The 13,719-nt window shown below is 71.4% G+C and carries 15 protein-coding genes and 1 tRNA gene; 11 read left to right on the top strand and 5 right to left on the bottom strand.

Annotated elements, in window-relative coordinates; translation table 11 throughout:
- Positions 1 to 7: 7 nt before the first annotated feature.
- The 3 genes from Q1K57_RS15545 to Q1K57_RS15535 form a co-directional block, all read right to left on the bottom strand.
- A tRNA-Leu gene (locus Q1K57_RS15545) sits at positions 8 to 93 on the bottom strand.
- A gap of 80 nt (positions 94 to 173) precedes the next feature.
- Complete coding sequence (locus tag Q1K57_RS15540) at positions 174 to 1,163, bottom strand: aldo/keto reductase (RefSeq protein WP_300084298.1); 990 nt, start codon at positions 1,161 to 1,163, stop codon at positions 174 to 176.
- A 52-nt stretch (positions 1,164 to 1,215) separates the two neighbouring features.
- Positions 1,216 to 2,055, bottom strand: a complete 840-nt coding sequence (locus tag Q1K57_RS15535; RefSeq protein ID WP_300084300.1) for an undecaprenyl-diphosphate phosphatase — start codon at positions 2,053 to 2,055, stop codon at positions 1,216 to 1,218.
- Between the two features lie 122 nt (positions 2,056 to 2,177).
- On the opposite strand from Q1K57_RS15535, the gene mshC reads away from it, so the two are divergent.
- The 4 genes from mshC to Q1K57_RS15515 are packed head-to-tail and all read left to right on the top strand — an operon-like array spanning position 2,178 to position 5,055.
- On the top strand, positions 2,178 to 3,416 hold the full coding sequence (mshC, locus tag Q1K57_RS15530; RefSeq protein WP_300084296.1) for a cysteine--1-D-myo-inosityl 2-amino-2-deoxy-alpha-D-glucopyranoside ligase: 1,239 nt from the start codon (positions 2,178 to 2,180) through the stop codon (positions 3,414 to 3,416).
- 19 nt (positions 3,417 to 3,435) lie between these two features.
- The gene (locus Q1K57_RS15525) at positions 3,436 to 3,699 is read left to right on the top strand and encodes a phosphoribosyl-ATP diphosphatase (RefSeq protein WP_300084294.1); all 264 of its coding nucleotides are present in this window, start codon (positions 3,436 to 3,438) and stop codon (positions 3,697 to 3,699) included.
- Between the two features lie 43 nt (positions 3,700 to 3,742).
- The gene (gene hisG / locus Q1K57_RS15520) at positions 3,743 to 4,603 is read left to right on the top strand and encodes an ATP phosphoribosyltransferase (protein WP_300084292.1); all 861 of its coding nucleotides are present in this window, start codon (positions 3,743 to 3,745) and stop codon (positions 4,601 to 4,603) included.
- Entirely contained in the window at positions 4,591 to 5,055 is a 465-nt protein-coding gene (locus Q1K57_RS15515) for a PH domain-containing protein (RefSeq protein WP_300084290.1), read from the top strand. Before hisG ends, Q1K57_RS15515 begins: the two co-directional genes overlap by 13 nt.
- 18 nt (positions 5,056 to 5,073) lie before the next feature.
- Here Q1K57_RS15515 and Q1K57_RS15510 read toward each other — a convergent pair whose 3' ends face one another.
- On the bottom strand, positions 5,074 to 5,610 hold the full coding sequence (locus Q1K57_RS15510; protein ID WP_300084288.1) for a hypothetical protein: 537 nt from the start codon (positions 5,608 to 5,610) through the stop codon (positions 5,074 to 5,076).
- Positions 5,611 to 5,650: 40 nt separating this feature from the next.
- Between Q1K57_RS15510 and Q1K57_RS15505 the strand changes: the two genes are divergently transcribed.
- From Q1K57_RS15505 to pheT, 7 genes are all read left to right on the top strand, one after another.
- Positions 5,651 to 6,145, top strand: coding sequence for an SseB family protein (locus Q1K57_RS15505; protein ID WP_300084286.1), 495 nt, complete (start codon positions 5,651 to 5,653; stop codon positions 6,143 to 6,145).
- Between the two features lie 359 nt (positions 6,146 to 6,504).
- Positions 6,505 to 7,212 carry a translation initiation factor IF-3 gene (gene infC / locus Q1K57_RS15500; RefSeq protein ID WP_300084284.1) on the top strand — a complete coding sequence of 236 codons (708 nt, stop codon included), beginning with the start codon at positions 6,505 to 6,507 and terminating at the stop codon, positions 7,210 to 7,212.
- Between the two features lie 69 nt (positions 7,213 to 7,281).
- Positions 7,282 to 7,476 carry a 50S ribosomal protein L35 gene (gene rpmI / locus Q1K57_RS15495; protein ID WP_300084282.1) on the top strand — a complete coding sequence of 65 codons (195 nt, stop codon included), beginning with the start codon at positions 7,282 to 7,284 and terminating at the stop codon, positions 7,474 to 7,476.
- A gap of 43 nt (positions 7,477 to 7,519) precedes the next feature.
- On the top strand, positions 7,520 to 7,885 hold the full coding sequence (rplT, locus tag Q1K57_RS15490) for a 50S ribosomal protein L20 (protein ID WP_300084280.1): 366 nt from the start codon (positions 7,520 to 7,522) through the stop codon (positions 7,883 to 7,885).
- Positions 7,886 to 8,025: 140 nt separating this feature from the next.
- Positions 8,026 to 8,871, top strand: coding sequence for an RNA methyltransferase (locus Q1K57_RS15485; protein WP_300084278.1), 846 nt, complete (start codon positions 8,026 to 8,028; stop codon positions 8,869 to 8,871).
- A 25-nt stretch (positions 8,872 to 8,896) separates the two neighbouring features.
- Complete coding sequence (gene pheS, locus Q1K57_RS15480; protein WP_300084276.1) at positions 8,897 to 10,006, top strand: phenylalanine--tRNA ligase subunit alpha; 1,110 nt, start codon at positions 8,897 to 8,899, stop codon at positions 10,004 to 10,006.
- Positions 10,006 to 12,564, top strand: coding sequence for a phenylalanine--tRNA ligase subunit beta (gene pheT, locus Q1K57_RS15475; protein ID WP_300084274.1), 2,559 nt, complete (start codon positions 10,006 to 10,008; stop codon positions 12,562 to 12,564). Before pheS ends, pheT begins: the two co-directional genes overlap by 1 nt.
- 58 nt (positions 12,565 to 12,622) lie before the next feature.
- Here pheT and Q1K57_RS15470 read toward each other — a convergent pair whose 3' ends face one another.
- A complete protein-coding gene (locus Q1K57_RS15470) occupies positions 12,623 to 13,570 on the bottom strand; it encodes a polysaccharide deacetylase family protein (RefSeq protein WP_300084272.1) in 948 nt (315 codons plus the stop codon).
- Positions 13,571 to 13,719 lie beyond the last annotated feature (149 nt).

Raw genomic sequence — 13,719 nt, 5'->3', positions numbered from 1 at the left:
GCCATCGTGCGCGAGAGAGGACTTGAACCTCCACGCCCTTAATCGGGCACTAGCACCTCAAGCTAGCGCGTCTACCAATTCCGCCACCCGCGCAGGTGTCGATCGGGTTCCCCCGACAGCCCCAGCACTATAACGCGCCCAGCGGCGTGAGTCGAATCGGGTCCGCGCGGCGATCAGCCGCGGCCGTCAGGCGCGGCGGCGTCCGACCGAGCCTCATTCGTGCCGCCGGAGACATCGTCCAGGGCGGCGGCGATGGGTCCGGGCAGGACGGCCGCCTCGGCGTCCAGGTAGGGGGCCAGTTGGTCGGCGGTCCGGGCGCCCAGCAGGGGAGCGGTGACGCCCGGGGCGTCCCGCACCCACAGCCACGCCACCTGCAGCGGCGACAGGCCGAGTCCGTCGCCGGCCTTCGCCACCGCCTCCACGACCGCCCGCGAGCGCGCCTCGAGGTACGGCTTGACGTACCAGCCGAAGTGCTCCGACGCCGCCCGCGACCCCCGCGGCACGACGCCCCGGTACTTGCCCGTCAGCACCCCCCGGCCCATCGGCGACCACGGGAAGAAGCCCATCTCGAAGTGGCGCACCGCGGGCAGCACCTCGACCTCGGCGCGCCGCGCCAGCAACGAGTACTCCACCTGGGCGCTCACGATCCGGGCGCGCCCCGGGAACGCCTCCTGCCACGTCGCCGCGGACGCCGTCTGCCAGCCCACGAAGTTCGACACGCCGGCGTAGCGCACGACGCCGGTGGTCACCGCGTGATCGAGCGCCGCGAGCGTCTCCTCCAGCGGCGCCTGCCCCCACGCGTGCACCTGCCACAGGTCGATGTGGTCGGTGCGCAGACGCCGCAAGGAGTCGTGCAGGTCGTCTAGCAACGCCCGCCGCGAGGTGTCCACGACGCGCACGCCGTCGCGGAACGTGAACCCCGCCTTCGTCGCGATCACGAGGTCGTCGCGGGCCACCTCGGTGCGCATGAGCATGCCGAGCATGCGCTCGGCCTCGCCGCGGCCGTAGGCGGGTGCAGTGTCGACGAGGTCGCCCCCGGCATCCACGAACGCCCGCACGAGGGCGCGGGCGTCCTCCTTGGTGGTGTCGCGGCCCCACGTCATCGTCCCGAGCCCCATCCGCGACACGGACAGGCCCGACGTTCCCACGGTGCGCCGCTTCATGCACCCCACCCTAACGGGGCCGAACCGACCACCGCCGAGGCGACCGGCGGCGTCAGACGGCCGCGATGTGCCCGCTGAGGAGCAGGCCGGCGATGAGCAGCGCCAGCACGATGCGGTAGATGACGAACGCGGTGAAGTCGTTGGTGGCGACGAACTTGAGCAGCCACGCGATGGACGCATACGCCACCACGAACGACACGACGGTCCCGATGATGGTCGCCACCCAGCCCACGCCGCCCGGCGCCGAGATGTCGGACGCCGCCGACACGGCCTGGAAGCCCCCTGCAGCGGTGAGGGTGGGGATGCCGAGGAAGAAGCTCATCCGGGTGGCGGTCACGCGGTCGATGCCCATCAGCAGGGCCCCCGAGATCGTCGCCCCCGACCGGCTCACGCCCGGGATGAGCGCGATCGACTGGATGGCGCCCAGGATGAGGCCGTCCTTCCACGTGATGGTTTCCTCGCCGCGGGTCTGCTGACCCAGCCGGTCGCCGGCGAACATGACGACGCTCCAGCCGAGCAGGCCCGTCACGACCACCCAGAGGCTCCGCAGCGGCCCCTCGATGACGTCCTTCAGCAGGACGCCGATCACGGCCGTCACCAGGAAGCCGGCGATGATCGCCCAGCCCATCTGGAAGTCGGCGCCGCGCTTGTCCTTGTGGGTGAGGCCGGTGAACCAGGCGCCGGCGATGCGCACGATGTCCGACCAGAAGTAGACGATCGCCGCCAGCATCGCGCCCACCTGGATGATCGCGGTGTACGCAGTGACGCTCAGGTCGTCGATGGGCAGGCCCATGAGTTTCTCGACCACGGTGAGGTGGCCGGTGGACGAGATCGGGAGGAACTCGGTGACACCCTCGACGATGCCGAGGATGACCGACTGCCACCAATCCAACATGAGCGCTCCCAACGTGTCCGACGGTGCCGTCTGCCAACGAGCAAGGGTAGACCCCGCGTTAGAGTTTCCGGCAGCGTGTTGCCATCGCGCTGTCAGCGCCACCTGAGCAAGGAGCACCGATGCAGGCCTGGTCCCGTCCCGAGATCCCCACGCTGGACGTGGACCCGCGGCGTCCGCGGGTGTTCGACTCCGCCACCCAGGCTCTGGTCGAGGTCGGCCCGACCGGCGGGGACGCGCGCCTCTACGTCTGCGGCATCACACCGTACGACGCCACCCACCTGGGCCACGCGAACACCTACCTCGCGTTCGACCTCCTCAACCGCACCTGGCGCGACGCCGGCCTCGGCGTCACCTACACCCAGAACGTCACCGACGTCGACGACCCCCTCCTCGAGCGCGCCGGGGCCACGGGCGTCGCCTGGGAGGACCTCGCCGAGGAGCAGACCGAGCTCTTCCGCACCGACATGGAGGCCCTGCGCATCCTCCCGCCCGATCACTACGTGGGCGCGGTCGAGTCGATCCCCCTCGTCGTCGCCCTCATCGAGCGGCTCAGGGACACCGGCCTCGTCTACCAGGTCGCCGACGACGAGCACCCCGACTGGTACTTCCGCTGCTCCGCGGCCGAGGGCTTCATGGGCGTCGCCCATCTCGACCTGGACGCCGCCCGTGCGATCTTCGCCGAGCGCGGCGGCGACCCCGACCGCCCCGGCAAGGACGACCCCTTCGACTGCCTCGTCTGGCGCCTCGCCCGCGAGGGCGAGCCGGCGTGGCCCTCGAGCCTCGGCCAGGGGCGTCCGGGCTGGCACATCGAGTGCACGGCGATCGCCCTCGAACACCTCGGGCCCCATTTCGACGTGCAGGGCGGCGGCGCCGACCTCGTCTTCCCCCACCACGAGATGTGCGCCCTCGAAGCGCGCGCCGCGACCGGCGAGCCGTTCGCGCACGCCTACGTGCACGCCGGGATGGTCGGCTACCAGGGCGAGAAGATGAGCAAGTCGAAGGGCAATCTCGTCTTCGTGAGCAAGCTCCGCGAGGCCGGGCACGACCCGATGGCCATCCGGCTCGCCCTGCTCGCCCATCACTACCGCACCGACTGGGAGTACACCGACGCCGACCTCGCCGCCGCCGAGGAGCGGCTGGCCCGCTGGCGCGGCGTCCTGAACGAACCCTCCTCCCTCCCGGCTGCGGAGACGATCGCCGCCGTCCGGGACGCCCTCCGCGACGACCTCGACGCGCCGGCCGCCCTGGCGGCCGTGGACACCTGGGTCGAGGCGTCCGAGACCATCGGCGGCGACGACACGGACGCCGTTTGTGCGGTCGTCGCAGCCCTCGACGCCCTCCTGGGCGTGCGCCTGTGACGCAGTAGACTCACCCCCCGTGAAGTCGTTCGAGGAGCTGTTCGCCGAGCTGTCCGCCAAGGCCGTAGCGCGCCCCGAGGGGTCGGGCACGGTCAAGGAGCTGGACGCCGGCGTCCATGCCATCGGCAAGAAGCTCGTCGAAGAGGCGGCCGAGGCGTGGATGGCCGCCGAGTACCAATCGGACGCCGAGACCGCCGAAGAGATCAGCCAACTGCTCTACCACGCGCAGGTGATGATGATCGCCAAGGGCCTCACGCTCGACGACGTTTACCGCCACCTCTGATCCGTTCCACACGTTCCACCACACCGTGCCGGGAGGCCCGAGAATGAACGACCGTCCGCTGCTGCGCATCGCCCTGCCCAACAAGGGCTCGCTAGCCGAGGCGACGACGCACATGCTGACCGAGGCCGGCTACAAGCAGCGCACCGACTCCAAGGACCTCGTCCTGTTGGACAACGACAACGGGGTCGAGTTCTACTACCTGCGCCCGCGCGACATCGCGACCTACGTGGGGGAGCGCACGCTCGACCTCGGCTTCACGGGCCGCGACATGCTGCTCGACTCGGGCGCCGACGCCGAGGAGGTCGTGGCGCTGGGCTTCGGCGGCACGAAGTTCCGCTTCGCCGCACCGGCGGCGTCCGACTGGACGCCGCAGCACCTGGCCGGCAAGCGCGTCGCGACGAGCTACCCGGGGCTGCTCGGCGCCTGGCTGGCCGAGCGCGGCGTCGAGGCGCGGCTCATCAAGCTGGACGGGGCCGTCGAGTCGGCGGTGCGGCTCGGGGTCGCGGACGCCGTGGCCGACGTCGTCGAGACGGGCTCGACGCTGAAGCGCGCCGGGCTGGAGATGTTCGGCGAGCCCATCCTCATCAGCGAGGCCATCCTCATCCAGCCGCGCGGCGCCGGGCGCCCCGCCGGCCTCGACCTGCTGCTGCGCCGCCTGTCCGGCGTCATGACGGCGCGCAACTACAAGATGGTCGACTACAACATCCGCGCCGAGAAGCTGGACGCCGCCTGCGCGATCACGCCCGGCATCGATTCGCCGACCGTGTCGCATCTCGCCCGGGAGGGCTGGCTGGCCGTGCGGGCGATGATCCCGGCCGCCGACGCCCCCCGCCTCATGGACGAGCTGTGGGACGTGGGCGCCGAGGGCATCCTCGTCACCGACATCGCGGCGTGCCGGCTGTGAGCTCGCCCGACGCCGCCGGCTTCGGCGAGTTCTCGGCCTACCCGCGGGTGCTCCGGCGGCACGCGACGATCTGGACCGTCCTCCTGCCGGGCATGGCGCTGTTCGGCTGGTTCGCGCTGCCGCAGGCGATCCGGGTGCAGTTCACGGGCTTCCAGCTGGCGACGCTGGTGTTCTTCGTGGTCGTGATGCTCGCGATCGTGTGGTCCATGGCCGGGTGCTGGGTGAAGGCCGGGCCGGGGGGCGTCCGGTTCCGCAACGGGCTCCGCGTGCACCAGGTGGCCTGGGGTGACATCGCGTCGGTGCGCTACCGGCCGGGGGATGCGTGGGCGTTCCTCGAACTCGGCACCGTCGACCATCCCCTCGTCGGCCTGCAGCGCGTCGACCGGGGACACGTGGACGCCGATGTCGCGACGCTGCGCGAACTGCACGCCCGGTACGCGGCGGCCTCCTGAGCTTCCAGGGGCGCGCGCTCAGTTGATGCCGCGCTTGCGGAGGATGTCGGCGATCTCGTCGAACTCGGCGTCCTGGCTGGAACCCGCGGCCTGGGCGGGCTTGGGCGAGGCCTGCGGCGTCGGGGTGGGCGCGGTTCGGTTGGACGTGACCGCGCGGCGGTCGCTCGCGGTGGCCGGGGGCCGCGACGAGGGGCGTCCGGACGCCGTCTGCGGCTGCTTGGCCGCTTCCTTGCGGGCGGCGCGGCGATCGGCGAAGGACTCCGACGGGATGAGTCGGCTGCCGAGCATGAGCAGGGCGGACAGGCCGGCGAGCACGACGCCGGTCCAGACGAGCGGGGTGAACGTGAGGCTGGTCGCCCACGCGGTCAGCGTGTCCACGGCACCCTGGATCGCCGGGGCGAGCCCGAGCAGGTAGAGGCCGAACGGAAGCAGGGTGAGGCCGATCCACCAGAACACCGTCTTCACCTGGGCGCGCCGCCAGATCAGCGCGGTGACGACGACGAACGCCAGCGTCGAGGCAGCCGCGACGACCAGGTGGAGCACGTTGGGATCCATGGTGCCCACTGTAGGGCCCCACGCCAGTACGGTGGACGCCGTGCGTACCCTCGGACAGCCCAACGCCTCCTTCGCCGGTGACACGGGTGCGCCGGATCCCCGGGTGCGGGCGTTGCTGGCGGAGGCCTACACAGACGGTCTGGCCTACCAACGGGCCATCGTGGAACTGTGCAGCGCGCGGTTCCTGCTGCCGATCGTGGCGAGCGGGGACGAGTCCGGGCAGGGGCCCGACCCCGGCCGGCACGCGGAGATGGCGGTGGTGCTCGTGACCTCGGCGTCCGGGGCGACCGCGGTGCCGGTGTTCACCGGGCTGGACGCCTTGCAGGCCTGGCACCCCGAGGCCCGGCCTGTGCCGTGCACGCTGGACGATGTTGCGGCGACCGCCGCCGAGACGGGCTCGACCGCGATCGTGGTCGACCTCGCGGGCCCGGCGTCGGTGGTGGTGGAGGGCGACGTGCTGGCACACCTGGGGGAGGGCCACCGCCTCGTGGAACTCGTCGACGGCGGCTTCGGCTGGGTCGTGCTCTCCGACTGAGCGCCGAAGGCCCTCGCGTCGGTGCCGGGGGAGGGTCCGGACGCCTCGTGTGCACTCCCGTGCTGCACAACCAGTGCGGGGGCGCGCATTGCGCAGCACGGACCCGCACACGCCTGGGGCCTGCGACCACCGTCGGCGATGAGGGGCGATTAGGGGCGCGGCAACGGCGTCCGGTATGATGGAGCGGTTCGACCACCCGCGAGGGTGCGTTCGTGGCAAGTGGAGTGGCCAAGCTCCCACCCTTCCGGCCCAGAGCCGCGAGGGTTTCGGTGCCCCTACAGTTCAGGGCGAGTGCCGTGTGGCTTGGGCTTCCGCATGCTGCGGAAGCCCTTTTCGGTTCACCCGAACACCCGAGAAGCATGAGGGAAGGAAAACCCATCAGCACTGAACCGCGCATCAACGAGCGCATCCATGTGAACGAGGTACGCCTGGTCGGCCCGAACGGCGAGCAGGTGGGCATCGTGCGCATTGACGACGCGCTGCGACTGGCACGCGAGGCCGATCTCGACCTGGTCGAGGTCGCGCCGCAGGCCCGTCCGCCGGTAGCGAAGCTCATGGACTACGGCAAGTTCAAGTACGAGAGCGCCCAGAAGGCGCGCGAGAGCCGACGCAACCAGGCCAACACGGTGATCAAGGAGATGAAGCTCCGCCCGAAGATCGACGACCACGATTACGAGACCAAGAAGGGCCACGTGGTCCGATTCCTCCGCGGCGGCGACAAGGTGAAGATCACCATCATGTTCCGTGGCCGCGAGCAGAGCCGCCCGGAACTCGGCTTCAACCTGTTGAAGCGCCTGGCTGACGACGTCGCCGAAGACGGCAGCGTCGAGAGCCAGCCGCGGCAGGACGGCCGCAACATGCTCATGGTGCTGGCCCCGACGCGGCGCAAGGCCGAGGCCCGCGCCGAGGAGAAGGCGGCGAAGGCCGCCAAGGCCGAACAGCGTGCGGCCGACGCCGAGGCAGAGGCCCGTGAGGCCGCCGAGCAGCGAGCCGCACACCAGGCGGCCGCCCAGCCCAAGCGCAAGCGCGGGCCGGCCGACAACCTCGACCCCGACATCGATCTGTAAGCCCCGCAACCCCACCAGCCTCCGGGCCCGCAACCGGGTCCGGCACGAGAAGAGAAAGAGAGCGGCGACATGCCGAAGATGAAGACGCACTCCGGTGCCAAGAAGCGCATCCGGGTCACCGGGAGCGGCAAGCTCATGCGCCAGCGTGCGGGCAAGCGGCACCTCAACGAGCACAAGCCCACCACGCGCACCCGCCGCCTGAGCAACGACGTCGAGCTCGCCCAGGCCGACGTCAAGAAGGCCAAGCGCCTTCTCGGCCTCTGAGCCTCCCTCCCCGACCCACCGACAAGCACCAAGGAGAACCACCATGGCTCGCGTCAAGCGTTCCGTGAACGCGAAGAAGAAGCGCCGAGAGGTACTGGACCAGGCGTCCGGCTACCGCGGGCAGCGCTCGCGCCTGTACCGCAAGGCGAAGGAGCAGCTGCTCCACAGCTACACGTACAGCTACGCGCACCGCAAGGACAAGAAGGGCGACTTCCGCTCCCTGTGGATCCAGCGCATTAACGCCGCGGCCCGCGCCAACGGCATGACGTACAACCGATTTATCTCGGGCCTCAAGGCCGCCGGCGTTGAGGTCGACCGCAAGATCCTGGCTGACCTGGCCGTCAACGACGAGGCGACCTTCGCCTCGCTCGTCGAGCTGGCCAAGGCCAACCAGCCTGCAGCCGCCTGAGACTCACCAACGCCGCGCGGCAGCTTGGGGCCCCTCGCCCTGGGCTGCCGCGCGCGCATGTCCGGACGCCGCCGCCGCGGTCGGTGCGGGGTTGCGTCGGGTGTGGCAATGTGATCGCGGATTCATTCGGAAGGACTGTCATGACGAGCGAACGTCTCGAACTGGACGAACCCAGCAAGTCGGTGTTGGCCGACGCCCGCAAGCTGCAGCGCCGCAAGGAGCGCAAGGCGACTGGCCGGTTTCTCGTGGAGGGCCGGCAGGCGGTGCGCGAGGCGCTACGCACCCCCGGGCTGGTCGAATCGCTGTTCGTGCGCTGGGCACAGGCGCGCGAGAACGTCGATCTCGTCGAGGACGCCCGCGCCGCCGGCGTCCTGGTGTATGCGGTGAGCGAACAGAACCTCGCGACGCTCACCGACACGGTGACGCCGCAGGGCATCGTCGCGGTCTCCAAGCAGCTCGACGTGCCGCTGGCCGACGTGCTCGGCACCGATTCAGGGGCGAGGCTCGTCGTGATCTGCGCGCAGATCCGCGACCCCGGCAATGCCGGCACCGTCATCCGTTGTGCGGACTCGTTCGGGGCGGACGCCGTCGTGTTCACGTCCGGCTCGGTCGAGGTCTACAACCCGAAGGCGGTGCGGGCGTCGGTGGGTAGCATGTTCCACCTGCCGCTGGTCGTCGGCGTGGAGTTGGCCGACGCCATCGTCGCGTGTCGGGACGCCGGCCTGCAGGTGTTCGCGACCGACGGCGCCATCGGCACCGACCTCACCGATCTCGGGGATGCCCTCGCCCAGCCGACCGCGTGGGTCATGGGCAACGAGGCGTGGGGGCTGCCCCTGGAGCACGCCGAGCTGGCCGATGCGACCGTGGCGGTGCCGATCTACGGGCATGCGGAGTCGCTGAACCTCGCGACCGCCGCGGCCGTGTGTCTGTACGCGTCGGCGTCCGCGCAGCACGCGACGAAGACCCAGCCCGCGAAGAAGAACTGAAACGTTGACCGAGCAAGGAGGGCCCATGTCGGGGCCGAACGACACCTATGACCCCAAGGAAGTGGCCGCGCTGAGCGAGGAATCGTTGGCCGGCTACGTCGCGGATGCGCTGGCTGCGTTCGCGGCGGCGTCCGACAGCGGTGCACTCAAGCAGGCGCGGTTGGCCCACACCGGCGAGAGGTCGCCGATCGCGCTGGCCAACCGCGAGATCGGCGCGCTGCCGCCGGCTGCCCGTCGGGACGCCGGCCAGCGCATGGGTGCGGCGCGGGGTCGCATCAACGCGGCGCTCGCTGAACGCACCACGCAGATCGAGGCCGCCGAGCTCGAGCGGGCGCTCACGCAGGAGGCCGTCGACGTGACTCTGCCGGTGGCGCTGGCGCCGCAGGGGGCGATTCACCCGATCACCGGGCTCATGGACCTTATGGGGGACGTGTTCGTCGCGATGGGCTGGGAGATCGCGGAGGGTCCCGAGGTCGAGGCGGAGTGGATGAACTTCGACGCCCTCAACCTGCACCCCGATCACCCGGCGCGTGCCGAGACCGACACGCTGTTCGTCGAGCCGGCGGGTAGCCACCGGGTCCTGCGGACGCACACGTCGCCGGTGCAGGTGCGGGCGTTGCTCAACCGCGAGCTGCCCGTCTACGTGGTGTGCCCCGGCAAGGTGTTCCGCTCGGACGAGTTCGACGCCACCCACGTGCCGGCGTTCCACCAGATCGAGGGCCTTGTGGTCGACAAGGGCATCACGCTGGCCCACCTCAAGGGCACGCTCGACCACCTGGCGCGGGCGATGTTCGGCGATGTCAAGACCCGGTTCCGGCCGAACTACTTCCCGTTCACCGAGCCGAGCGCCGAGATGGATCTGGAGTGCTTCGTCTGCCACGGCGCCTCCGTCGGCAACCCGGACGCCCCCTGTCGCACGTGCCGCAGCGAGGGTTGGATCGAGTGGGGCGGCTGTGGCGTCGTCAACCCGCGCGTGTTGCGCGCGGCGGGCGTCGACCCGGACGAGTATTCCGGGTTCGCGTTCGGCATGGGTATCGAGCGGACGCTCATGTTCCGCAACAACGCCGAGGACATGCGCGACATGGTCGAGGGCGACGTGCGGTTCAGCCGGTCGTTGAAGGGAGAGGGACGCTAATGCGGGCCACGAAGGGATGGATCGGCGAGTACGCCGCGCTGCCGGCCGGGCTGACCGGCCGTGAGCTGGCCGAGGCGCTGGTCCGGGCCGGGCTGGAGGTGGAGCGCGTCGAGTCGATCGGCGGCGACATCACGGGACCGCTCGTGATCGGCCGCGCCGTGGACTTCGTCGAGGAGCCCCAGAAGAATGGCAAGACCATCCGCTGGTGCCACGTCGATGTCGGCCCGGAGCTCGCTCCGGACGCCGCCCCCGGGCCCCTGCGCTCCGGCGAGACGGTCTCGGCCCTCGTGTCCGAGGCGGGGGAGTACTGGCCGCGCGGCGTCATCTGCGGTGCGCTGAACTTCGCCGCGGGCGACCACGTGGTCGTGGCGCTGCCGGGAACGACGCTGCCCGGCGGGTTCGAGATCGGGTCGCGCAAGACCTATGGCCACGTCTCCGACGGCATGATCTGCGCCGAGGACGAGCTGGGCATCGGCGAGGACCACTCCGGCATCATCGTGCTGCCCGCGACGACGGACGCCGGTGAGCCCTGGGCGCTCGGCGCCCCTGCGTTGGCGGCGATGGGTGTGGTTGACGAGGTGCTCGACATGCCGATCACCTCCGACATGGGCTACTGCCTGTCGGTGCGCGGTCTCGCGCGCGAGGCGGCCCAGGCGTTGGGGGTCGGGTTCACCGATCCGATCACCCAGGTGACGCCGGCCGCGTCCCAGGGCGGCTACCCGATCCGGCTGGAATCGGACGCGTGCCCGCTGTTCGTGGCGCTCACGGTCGAGGGTGTGGACCCGTCTGTGCCCAGCCCGGCCTGGATGAAGCAGCGGCTGGCTGCCTGCGGCATGCGGTCGATCTCGCTCGCGGTCGACATCTCGAACTACGTGATGCTCGAGACCGGCCAGCCGAACCACTGCTACGACGCGGACGCCCTCGCCGGGCCGATCGTCGTCCGGCGCGCGGAAGCGGGGGAAACCCTCGTCACGCTCGACGGGGCGACGCGCACGCTCGACCCCGAGGACCTGCTCATCACCGACGGCACCGGGGCCATCGGCCTCGCGGGCGTCATGGGCGGGGAGAACACCGAGCTGCGCGACACGACGACCCGCATCGTCGTGGAGGCGGCGCACTTCGATCCGATCGCGATCGCGCGCACGTCGCGGCGCCACAAGCTGCTGAGCGAGGCGTCCCGACGGTTCGAGCGCTACGTCGACCCGGCTGCCGCCTACGGTGCCGCGCGGCGCGTGGTCGATCTGCTCGTCGCCCTGGGGGGCGGCACGCTGGTCGCCGAGACCGTCGCCGGCGGAGTCCCCGCGATGCCGACACAGACCATCGCCGCCGACCTGCCCGAACGCATTCTCGGCATGCCGGCGCCCGCCGACCGGGTGGTCGACATCCTGACGGCGTCCGGGGTGACGGTCGAGCGGGAGGGCGAGACCCTCACCCTCACCCCGCCCACGTGGCGCGGAGACCTCGTCGACCCGTACGACTACGTCGAGGAGGTGGGCATCAAGATCGGTTACGACCAGCTGCCCTCGGTGGTGCCCACGGCGCCGGCGGGCCGCGGGTACACGCGCGAGCAGCAGCTGCGCCGGGCGCTCACGCGGGCGATCGCGACGGCCGGGTTCGTGGAGGTGCTTACGTTCCCGTGGGTCGCCGAGACCGACGCCGACGCCCTCGGGCTCCCCGCCGACGACCGGCGGCGGCGGGCGGTGCGTCTCGCGAATCCGCTTGCCGACACGGCGCCGGTGCTGCGCACGTCGATCCTGCCGGGGCTGTTCGGGGCGCTCGCGCGGAACGCGTCGCGGGGCGTCGAGGACGTGGCGCTGTTCGAGGCCGGCCGCGTGTACTTCGACGTCGGCGACGAGCCGACGCCGCTGCCCGGCGTGGCCGTTCGCCCCTCCGATGCGGAGCTAGCCGCCATCGAGGCCACGCTGCCCGACCAGCCGCGTCACCTGGCGGCGGTCGTGACGGGCGACTGGCTCCCGGCCGGCTGGAACGCTCCGGCCCAGCCCGCGGGCTGGCAGCAGGTGTTCGGCCTTTCTGACATCGTGGGGAACACCGTGGGCGTCGACCTGACGCGCGCGGCGGCGTCCGTCATGCCGTGGCACCCCGGACGCTGCGCGGGACTCATCGTCGGTGGGGTCGTCGTGGGTCATGCGGGGGAGCTGCATCCGAGCGTCGTCAAGGCGTTCGGCCTCCCCGCGCGGACGGCGGCGCTCGAGCTCGACCTCGACCTCCTCCTCTCCCGCGCCGGCGAGGCGGGCGAGGTGGCGTCCTTGTCGACGCACCCCGTCGTGAAGGAGGACGTCGCGCTCGTCGTGGAGGCCGGCGTGCCGGCCGCCGACCTGCAGGCGGCCCTGGCGGCCGGCGCGGGTGAGCTGCTCGAGTCGGTGCGCCTGTTCGACGTCTACACCGGCCAGCCGGTGCCCGAAGGCAAGAAGTCGGTGGCGTTCGCGCTCCGCTTCCGCGCCGCCGATCGGACGCTCACCGACGCCGAGGTCGCCTCGGCCCGGGATGCGGCGGTCGCGCGGGCGGCGTCCGACTGGGGGGCCGAACTGCGCGCGTGACCGCACCGCTGCACACGCACACGCCGGCCGGAGCCCCACGGGCCCCGGCCGGCGTCGGTTAGGACGCCCCGTCCATGCGGACGAACGTGTAGCCGTGATCGCGGTACCAGGCGATGACCTCGGGCAGTGCGGCGACCGTGTTGGAGCGGTTGGGGGACACTCTCGCGTCGGACTCCCCGCTCGCCTTGCCGTCGTGGAACAGGACGATGGGGTGTTTGGCGCCGCCGGTCGTGGTGGCCCGATCGACGATGGCGGCGGTGGCTGACCGGGTCGTGCTGGCGGGCTGCTTCCAGTCGAGAGAATCGACGCTCCACATCACGACGGCCACGTCGGTGGCGCGGGCCGCGGCGGGCACATGGTCGAGGAAGCCGCCGGGTGGCCGGAAGAAGCACGCTGGGTCGCCCGTCAGCGCGCTCACGGTGGCGCGGGCGTCCGTGATCTGCCCGGTCACGTAAGCCGTCGTCCAACCGCCACTGACCTGCTTGGGGTAGCGGTGCTCCATCGAGTGCGTGCCGACGAGGTGGCCGCGCTGCGCCAGCGTGCGGACGATGTCCGGGTGGGCGGCCGCATGCTCTCCCGTGACGAAGAACGTGGCATGGACGCCCTCGGCCGCCAGCACGTCGGCCACCTCGAGGGTGAAGTCGCTCGGGCCGTCGTCGAACGTCAGCGCCACCGTCTTGCCCTGTCCGGGCGCACTCTTCACCTGCTCCCCGTCCGAGGCCGGGCAGGCCGCGAGTCCGGACGCCGTCGGCGTGGGCGTGGGCGTCGGTGTCGGTGTCGGTGTGGGCGTGGGCGTGGGTGTCTCGCTCGGCGTGGGGAAGGCCGTGGGCGTCGTGGACGCCGTCGGTGCGCTGGCCGTGGTGGTGGACACCGTAGGGGTGGGGGCGAGCGTGCTCGGCGTGGCGGTTGTGCTGCACGCGGTGAGGCCGAGGGCGAACACCGAGCAGAGCGCCCCGACGACGGCGCCGGGGTGCGAGGGGTGCAGGGGCGAGCGACCGGTCCGCATGGCCGCCATCCTCCCACCCTGAGGGCATCGCAGACCCACGCCACGGAGTGGTCTTCGTCCGTCTGGGCGCCGATGACCGCACGAAAGCCACTCGACGGTGTGGTTCCCACCCCCGCAGGACGCGTTGAGGGCGGGCACGCGGCGGCCGT

Source organism: Propioniciclava sp. (assembly GCF_029977985.1).
In the GTDB taxonomy this organism is placed as follows: Bacteria; Actinomycetota; Actinomycetes; order Propionibacteriales; family Propionibacteriaceae; genus Propioniciclava.
The sequence above is the reverse complement of the archived record's forward strand: the minus strand, read 5'-3'. Positions and strand labels throughout refer to the sequence as shown.